Origin of the sequence: Bacillus sp. GZB (assembly GCF_001975995.1) — a bacterium.
Lineage (GTDB): Bacteria > Bacillota > Bacilli > Bacillales > Bacillaceae > Bacillus > Bacillus velezensis.
This window is the reverse complement of the sequence record NZ_MTQG01000002.1, coordinates 1-9505: the sequence shown is the minus strand read 5'-3', so window position 1 is coordinate 9505 and position 9505 is coordinate 1. Positions and strand designations below refer to the sequence as shown.

Annotated in this window: 2 protein-coding genes; both read right to left on the bottom strand. The window is 49.2% G+C overall.

Annotated features, from left to right (window positions below):
- Positions 1-5788 (bottom strand): non-ribosomal peptide synthetase (locus BXO87_RS00025; protein WP_139337707.1); only part of this gene is annotated, 5788 nt, incomplete at its 3' end.
- Positions 5789-5813: 25 nt separating this feature from the next.
- The coding region (locus BXO87_RS00020) for a non-ribosomal peptide synthetase (RefSeq protein ID WP_139337706.1) at positions 5814-9505 on the bottom strand (3692 nt) is incomplete at its 5' end.

The window sequence follows — 9505 nt, the reverse complement described above, 5'->3', positions numbered from 1 at the left end:
CAGTCCGGGCGGTGACCGCCGCCTCACGAATGCCGTCGATGCGCCGGATCGCCGCTTCGATTTCTCCCGGTTCAATCCGGTAGCCGCGGACTTTCACCTGTCCGTCTGAACGGCCGAGCCATTCGACTAGGCCGTCTTCTGTCCAGCGTGCGATATCACCCGTCTGATACATGCGTTCTCCCGGATAAAACGGATCATCGAGAAAACGCTCCTCCGTCAGCTCGGGCCGGTTCAGATAGCCGCGGGCCACCCCTGTCCCCGCGATGTACAGCTCTCCGATACAGCCCGGCGGCAGAAGCTGTTTCTTTTGATTTAAAATATACAGCCGCATGTTATGCCCGGAAATGCCGATCGGAACATTGTGAAATTCTTTTCCTTGCGGCAAATCAAAGTACGCCGCTTCTACTGTCGCTTCCGTCGGACCGTAGGAATTTGTCAATTCCGTTCCAGGCAGAAGGTCATAAAAACGGGAAACCAAGTGCGGGCCCAATTGTTCGCCGCCGGCAAAAACCCTTTTTAAGCAGGTCTTTTTGATCGGCTGTTTTCTGGAATTTATATATTCCAAGAAAGCATGAAGCATGGATGGCACAAAATGAGCCGCCGTTATGCGGTTTTTCTCCAATGCGTTCAGTATCATTTCAGGGTCTTTCTCGCCGCCTTGCGGAAGGAGGAAAACAGAAGCTCCCGCGATCGGCCACCAAAACAGCTCCCAAATCGAAGCGTCGAAAGAGTAGGATGTTTTATGCAAAATGATGTCAGAATCACTTAATCCATAACGCGTTTGCAGTGAGTATAAAAAGTTTACGGCTGACCGATGTTCAACCTGCACGCCTTTTGGGCGTCCCGTAGAACCGGATGTATAGATGATATAAGCCAATGAATCAGGTTTTACCGGAACGTTAGGGTTGGCCGCAGCTTCAGGGTTTCCTGTTTGTCCGCTTTTCAGAGAGACCATTTCTCCCTCAAAAAGATCTGGTGCGAAAAGTTCTGGTTCTGCCAGTAAGAATTTCACGCCGCTGTCTTTCAGTAAAAAGCGAATCCGCTCTTCCGGGTAATCCGGATCAATCGGCAGATATGCACCGCCTGCTTTTAAGACAGCGTAAATGCCGATCAGCATGTCTGGAGAACGCCGGCCCATAATGGCAGTTTTATCCTCCAGCCTTATCCCGCGCTTGATCAGCTGATGCGCAAGCTCGTTTGCCCTTTCGTTCAGTTCCTGATACGTAATCGAAATGTCATCAGTTAAAATCGCAGGACGGTCCGGCGTTTTTTCCGCCTGCTGTTCCAGCAGATCATGAAGAGACTGATGAAGCGGAAACGCTGTTTTCTGAAAGGGGCTGAAATCTTGAAGCAGAGACACTTCTTCTTTTTCTGTCAAAACAGAAATATCGTCTAATTCCAAGCCCGGATCAGCTGCGGCGTTTTCGGCAAGTGTCGTAAAAAATCCCGCCCATTTTTGAATCGTTTTTCTCTTAAACAAATCGGTGCTGTATTCAAACTGGCAGTACAATTCACCGGCGTTTTCAGAGATGTACAGTGATAAGTCAAATTTAGAAATCGGCAGGCTGACGTCTGCCGGCTGCAGTTCAAGTCCGGCTGCCCTAAGCTTCTGCTGTTCCATATTTTGCAGCGCAAATGTTGTGTCAAACAGCGGATTTCGGGACATGTCCCGCGGCACACCGAGCTTATCGACGAGCTCTTCTAACGGGTAATCCTGATGTTCGTAAGCCTCAAGCGCTGTTTGGCGAATTTCCTTTAAATATTCTTTGAATGTCATGCTTCCGTCGGGACGCGTCCTGAAAGCAAGCGTATTGACAAACATGCCCAGAACGGCGTCAAGGTCGGCATGAGGCCTTCCTGCAATCGGAGACCCGACAATCATATCTTCCTGTCCGCTTAAACGGGCTAACAGAACTGTGTACACACCGAGCAGCGTCATATACAGTGTGCTTTTGTTTTCTTTCGCCAGCTTTTTCAACTGAGCTGTATGTTTTTCATTGATGACAAATGACACCCGGTCACCGGAAAAGCTCCGCACCGGGGGACGCGGCTTATCAGCCGGCAATTCAAGCACGGGAATCTCACCGGCAAGCCGGTTCAGCCAGTACTCCTCTTGTTTCCGATATGCGGCGCCCGCCATAAATGATTGCTGCCAGACGGCATAATCTTTGTATTGAATCCGTAACGGCGGCAGACTTCTCTCAGCATACAGCTCACTGAATTCACGTATCAAAAGATTGACGGATACGCCGTCTGAAATAATATGATGCATGTCAGCTAAAAGCAGATGCCGGTCTTTTTCTATTTGGACAAATCCCGCCCGGAAAAGGGGCGCTTTGCCGAGATCGAACGGCCGGATAAACGCTTCGGCTGATTGTTCTTTTGTAAATGCAAACGGCACGTCGTCATGAATCCTCTGCACGGGCAGGCCGTTTTTTTCTTCAAAGGACGTTCTGAGCGGTTCATGCCGCCGGATCAGTTCCTTGAACACGGCTTCCATCCTATCTCGGTCAAACGGGCCATTTGCCTCTAAAACGGCTGGAATGTTATAACTGACACCGCCATTTTCAAGCTGGTGAAGGACGTACATCCGTTTTTGGGCGGATGAGACAGGATATGTTTCTTTCATTTCTGTCTTTTCTATGGATGCGAACGGGTTCTCTTCTGCTTCACTGATGATTTTGGCGAGTTCTTCTACAGTCGGATGGCTGAAGACATCGCTCAGCGGGATTTGCACACTGCACTCTTTAGCTATTTTTGCAACGAGTGCAGTCGCCTTTAATGAATGGCCGCCAAGCTCGAAAAAGTGATCGTGAACGCCGATCGGGCCGGTTTGAAGCACTTCTTCCCATATGCGGGTAAGCTTCAGCTCGGTCACATTCCGGGGAGCTGTATATCGACGGCCTGCGGCGTACGCCGAAGCTTCCGGAAGGGCCCGCTGATCGACTTTTCCGTTCGCAGTGAGCGGAATTGAGTCAACAAAAGCCCATTTGACCGGAATCATATACTCAGGCAGCTCTTTAGCCAAATCTCTCCGCAGCTGAGAAGGATCAGTCGCTTGTGAGACGCTGCAGTAAGCGCATAATTCATTTTCGCCCGACTCATTCGTTTGAATCAGAACGGCAGCTTCCTTCACGGCATGATGATTTGCCAGGACGGTTTCAATTTCCTTCGGTTCAATCCGGTACCCTCTGATCTTCACTTGATCATCTGTCCGGCCGATGTATTCAATTTGGCCGTCCGCACGCAGTCTTGCCAAATCTCCGGTCCGGTACATGACGGCGTCCGTTCTGAACGGATCCGGCAAAAATTTTTCTTTGGTCAGCGCCGGATTGTTCACATAGCCTCTTCCTGTATTCGCCCCGGAAATATACAATTCTCCCGCAATTCCGAGAGGCTGAAGCTGCCGGTTTTTGCTGAGAATATACATCTTGTTATGATGGATCGGTTTCCCGATCGGCGGATGTTCAGGTATGTCATCTCCCGCAGAAATCGTATACGTTGAAACCACATGAGTTTCTGACGGGCCGTAATGATTATGCAGATGCATACCGTGTGAACGGAGCGTCTGCCTGAACAAACGCGAAACGGTCAGCTGCTCCCCGGCCGTAATGACATGCTTCACACAGCGGGGAAAAGACTGTGCATAACCTTCTTCATTGAAAAGCATCTTGACAAACGCAGTCGGGAAAAACACCACTTCCGTTTTGTGCTGATCAATAAACGAAAACAGCTGAGAAACATCCCGTTTGATTGATTCGGGCACGATACAAAGGGTGCCGCCGCTCAAGAGTACTGAAAATAACTCCTGATAGCAGACGTCAAACGCCAAAGATGCGTACTGCAGCACATTTGTGCAAAAATCAATGTCTGTGTTCGTCAATTGGTGAGAAAGCAGGTTGGCCATATTTTTATGTTCGAGCAGCACACCCTTCGGTTTCCCTGTCGTTCCCGATGTATAAATCATATAAAGGAGGTCGTCCGCCGTATTAATGGATTGCACATTGCTTCCGTCCGCTTCCGTCCCGGCCTCTTCTATGTATGTAACTTGCAGCGCTTGTTCCGCGGGGACTGACTGATGCCGCTCTGTTACAACATGGACGCAGCCGCTGTTTTCAATGACATATCGGATACGCTCCTTTGGACTGCCCGGATCTATCGGGACAAAGGCGCCGCCCGCTTTTAAAATACCGAGAACAGCCGCCGCTAAAGAAGGGGAACGGCCGAGCATGACGCCTACCGGCTCCTCCCGCTTTAATCCGCGCTTTTGCAGCAGGCGGGCCAGCTTATTAGCCGATTCGTTCAGCTCTTCGTACGTCACTGACTCACCTTCATACCGAATCGCGATTTGATTCGGCGTTTTTGCGGCCTGCCTTTCAAACATCGCATGAACCGTGTCATATTCAGGTTTTTCGGTCTCTTCAGAAATCGGCGCAAGCAGCTGCGCTTTTTCCTCTGGGGTGATGATTTCAAGCTTGTCGGGCGTGATGTCCGGTTTGTCGAGAACCTGGGAGACGATGTGTGCCAAATGGCCTTTGATATTTTCGATAAATTGGCGGTCATACACGCTTGAATCGTATCTCATTTTCAAATGAATCTCGTCACCCGGCGCCACCATCAGGTAAAAACTGTAGTTGGTTTCGTCTTCCATGCTGAAATCATGGATGTGAAAAAGGTCTTTCGTGTCTCCCTTGCTGTTCAGCACATCAAGCTCCTGTTCAACCGGATAATTCTCAAAGACGAGAATGTGGTCAATTAAGCCTTGTTTTACCTGTGAATTCGCCTGTATGTCATAAAGCGGGTGATAGCTGTATGCCTGTCCTTTCAAAGCGTCCCTTTGCACGTTTTTGATCAGCTTTTGAAACGGGATGTCCGCCCTGCTGATCCGGACAGGCACGGTATTAATAAACAGGCCGATCATTCGCTCGATGCCTTCGATTTCAGACGGCCTTCCGGAAATGACAGAACCAAAAACTGCATCTTCTGTCTGGTTATACGCCTGAAGCAAAATGCCCCAGAGCGTGTGGAAAATGGTGCTCAGCGTGACCTCTTCTTTCACGGCCAGCTCTTTCAGCTTAGCCGTGTCCTCTTTTGAAAAGGAAAACGTCACTTCCTCTTGTCTGCTTTCGCCGGCTTTTTTCTGCTTCGGCAGAACAGTCTGCTGCTCAAAGCCTTCAAGGTATCGCTCCCAGTACGAAGCGGCTTTTTCTTTATCTTGCTCCATCAGCCACTTGATGTAGGTCCCGTACGGCACAGCGGGCTCAAGCGTTAACGGTGTTCGGCGGAGCCGCGAGGCGTATATCTGGAAGAACTCTTTCAGCACGATTCCGAGACACCAGCCATCCATAATGATGTGATGGAAACTCCATATGCACGTATAATCACATTCACCGGTTTGAAGCAGCGTCACCCGCATCAGCATGTCTTTTTGCAGATGAAACCCTTTCTCACGGTCTCTTCGTTTGGCTTCTTCGATATACTTGATTTGATCAGCCTTATTTAAATTAGTGAGATTTTCCTCAATGATGCTGACGTTCCGCTCTTTTAATACGACCTGCTGCGGCACTGACACGTTCTGGCTGATAAAGATCGTTCTGAAAATATCATGTCTTTCGAAGAGGGCATGAACGCTCTCTTCAAACACGCGGGTGTCAACCTTCCCCGTTATTGAAAAGGAGGCCTGCTCGGCGTAAGCCTGTGATTCCTTTTGCAGGAGGGAATGAAAAAGCATTCCTTCCTGCATATAAGACAGCGGATAAATATCCTGAATTGCATTCTTTTTTGTCATGTTATAATCTCCCCGTCGCCTTTTTCTACAGTTCCTCGACAAAACTCGCTATGCTGTCCAAATCATCAGATGTTAACGTTTTGCTGCTAAAATCACTAACGGTTTTTTCTGCTTCCTCTTTGCCTGTGCAGTGCGCCATAATATCACGCAAATATTGCTGTAAGGTTTGCAGCAGCTGTTCCATCGTTTCTTTGCGGAAGCGGCTCGGCGGATAGCTCAAACTGAAGTGAAGTTTGTTTTGTACGGCCATCGCGCTCATTTCCACCGCTTGTTCCCGCTGCCATGTCGGCGTGATGTCGTGCCCGCTTGCAAGACCGGACAGACTGAACGTGTGCTGATCTTCTGTATCATTGAATTGCCCTAAATAGTTAAAGCTGATTTCAGGCGCTTGTCTGAAGCGGATTGTTTTTTGTTCAGGCGGTGTCATGTATTTTAAAATGCCGTAGCCTATTCCTTTATCCGGTATTCTTCCGAGTGTGTCTTTGACCGTTTTTACCGCCGTTCCAAGCTCAGCGCCTGCTGTGTTCAAGTCAATGAGCACCGGATACATGGAGGTAAACCAGCCTACGGTGCGGCTGATGTCGAGCTCCGGCATGATGTGCTCTCTCCCGTGCCCTTCCATCGCGATGCGCAATCTGCCGCCCCCTGTCCAGTCCCGTAAAGCCAAAGCTGCGGCAGTCAGAAGAATATCTTGCGTATCGGTATGGTAGGCCCGGTTGACCTGCTGAAGCAAAACGGACGTTTCTTCTTCTGTAAGCGTAAAGCTTACCGTTTGCCGAATGCTGTCGGCTCCCGTCGGATGCTGCGGTTTTTCATAAGGAAGTTCGGCGGCTGTTTCTTCTTCAATAAAACGCCAATATTCTTCTTCATGCATCAGCTTGCTGCTTTTTGCGTATTCTGAAAGCCGTTCAGTGTATTGTTTAAACGAATCGGTCTTTGGCGGAAGCTGGACCGGCTGACCTTTTACGGCTTGAGTGTAAGCGGCAGATAAATCCTCCAGCAGAATACGCCATGACACTCCGTCAACCGCCAGGTGATGTACGGTGATGAATAAATAATCCCCCGACCGGGTTTTGAACCAGCCGGCTTTTAATAACGGCCCTTTTTCAATATCCATCCGCTGTTGGAGCGCAGCCACTTCAGTTTCTATTTCTCTTTCCCAAGTATCTGTCCCAGACAGATCCCAAATGTCCAAGCTGTACAGTTCAGCTTTTTGAATACCGTGATTGATTTGTCTGAAACTTTCGTTTTCTGCACTGACAGTGATCCGGAGTGCATCATGATGAATGACAAGATGCTCCAAGGCTTCTTTGAGCGGCTGTTTATGCAATGCGTCAGAGCTGAACATCATGACGGACTGATTGAAATGATTTCTGTTTTCCATCCGCTGTGATAAAAACCAGTGCTGAACGGGTGTCCAAGGTATGTCTCCTTCCACCGGCCGCTGATCGATGACTCTTTCCGCTTTCCGGATAAGAGGCGCGAGTTCCTTAATGGACGGGTGCCGGAATAAGTCACTTGCCGTCATTTTCCACCCATAGCGTCCGAGCCGTGCGGAAACTTGCAGCGCTTTGATTGAATCGCCGCCCAGCTCAAAAAATGAGTCCTCAATCCCGACTTGTTTTGTGCCGAGCACTTCCTGCCAGATCACGGAAAGCTGTTCTTCAAGCTCATTGCGGGGAGCTGTGTACGCGGTTTGAAGCGCGAGCTCCGGTTCGGGCAGATTTTTCCGATCCAATTTCCCGTTCGGCGTAAGCGGCAGCTTCTCAAGTTCCATCATATAGGCCGGAACCATGTAATTCGGCAGTTGCTTAGACAGTGAAGAACGCACTTTTTCTGTATCCATGTCCGCCTGCAGACTCATATATGCGATCAGTTCTTTATTGCCGGACTGCCCGGTTCTGACTGACACGGCAGCTTCTTTCACGCTGTCCAGGCTCCTCAGTGCGGCTTCAATCTCTCCCAGCTCGACCCGATAACCGCGGATTTTCACTTGATCATCCATCCGCCCGGCATATTCGATCGTTCCGTCCGGCAGCCAGAGGGCTAAATCTCCGGTGCGGTACATCCGTTCTCCGGGAACAAAAGGATTGGGGACAAATTTTTCTTCCGTCAGCTCAGGGCGGCCGAAGTATCCTCTTGCCACACCGTCTCCTCCAGTGCATAATTCGCCGATGACGCCGATCGGCTGTGGTGTTCCCCTGCCGTTTATGATATATGCGGTTGAATTTCCGACTGGGCGGCCGATCGGGATTGAATGATCGTATGATTGTTCAATCAAAAAGCAAGTCGAGAACGTCGTGTTTTCAGTCGGTCCGTATCCATTCCATACTGAGAGATGAGGCAGCGCATTCCGAACCCGGTTTACATGGCTCGGGGACAGTGCTTCCCCGCCGATAATCAATCGGGATAATCCGGAAAACACGTGTTCATTTTGTTCTGATAAATGGTTGAACAGAGACGATGTCAGCCACAGTGTCGTAATGCCATTTTGCTGTATAAATGTTCCCAGAACATCAGAGTCGAGATAGGTTTCCTGGTCACTTACATATAAAGAAGCGCCGTTTAAAAGCGGACCGAATATTTCAAATGTCGTAACGTCAAATCCTAATGATGAAGTAAACAACAGTCTATCTTCCGGCGTAAAATCAATATAATTGCTGTTTTTCACAAGGCGGATCACGCTTCGCTGTTCAATCATGACGCCTTTTGGCGCACCTGTTGACCCGGACGTATAAATCATGTAGGCCAACGATTCAGGTCCGCCGAGCGGCTCGGGATTCTCCGAACTCAATCCGGCCTTTGTTTGAATATCCTCTATGAATAAACGTTTTCCTGTAAGCGGCAGACCGTCAAGTTTATCAGATTGGAGAAGAATATCAGCTTTACAGTCTTTAAGCATCCATTCAGCCCGTTCCCGCGGCACATCGTCACCGATAGGCAAGTAGGCGCCCCCCGCTTTTAATATTCCGAGGATTCCGGAGGCAAGCTCTGTTGTGCGGCCGGTTAATAAGGCGACAACGCTTTCCGGACCGACGCCATTTGATCGGAGAGCCGCCGCTATTCTGTTAGCCCGTTCGTTCAGCTCACGGTATGTCAAAATTTGTCCATCATATACAACTGCCCGGGCATCGGGAGTTTCTTTTGCCTGCCGCTCAAATAAACGGCTGATGGTTTCGTGTCTTGGGTAATCGCTTTTCGTCTGATTAAACTGATAAATGACGCAATTTGTTTCAGCATTATCCAGTACGTGAATGTCACCAAGCGGTATCGCTTGGTTTTCAATTACTTTTGTAAGAATACGGGTAAAATAAGAAAGCCATTTTTCAATTGTCTGTTTTTGATAGATATCTGTATTGAATTCAAAATCAAAGCTGATGGAACCGTCAGACCCTTCTGACGCGTAAAGCGTGGCATCAAACTTTGCGGTTTTATGACTTGTATCCGCAGCTTGAGCCAAATGCAGCTTATTTAACACCAGGGATTCACGCTCCATATTTTGGAGCACAAACATAACGTCAAACAGCGGATTGCGGCTCATGTCCCGCTGTACGCCGAGCCGTTCCACAAGCTCTTCAAACGGATAGTCTTGATGCTCATACGCCTCAAGCGCCGCCTGGCGGACTTCCGCCAAGTAATCGGTGAACCGTTTGTCTCCTTTCGGCTCCGTTCTGATGGCGAGCGTGTTGACGAACATGCCGAGAATCGGTTCAAGGT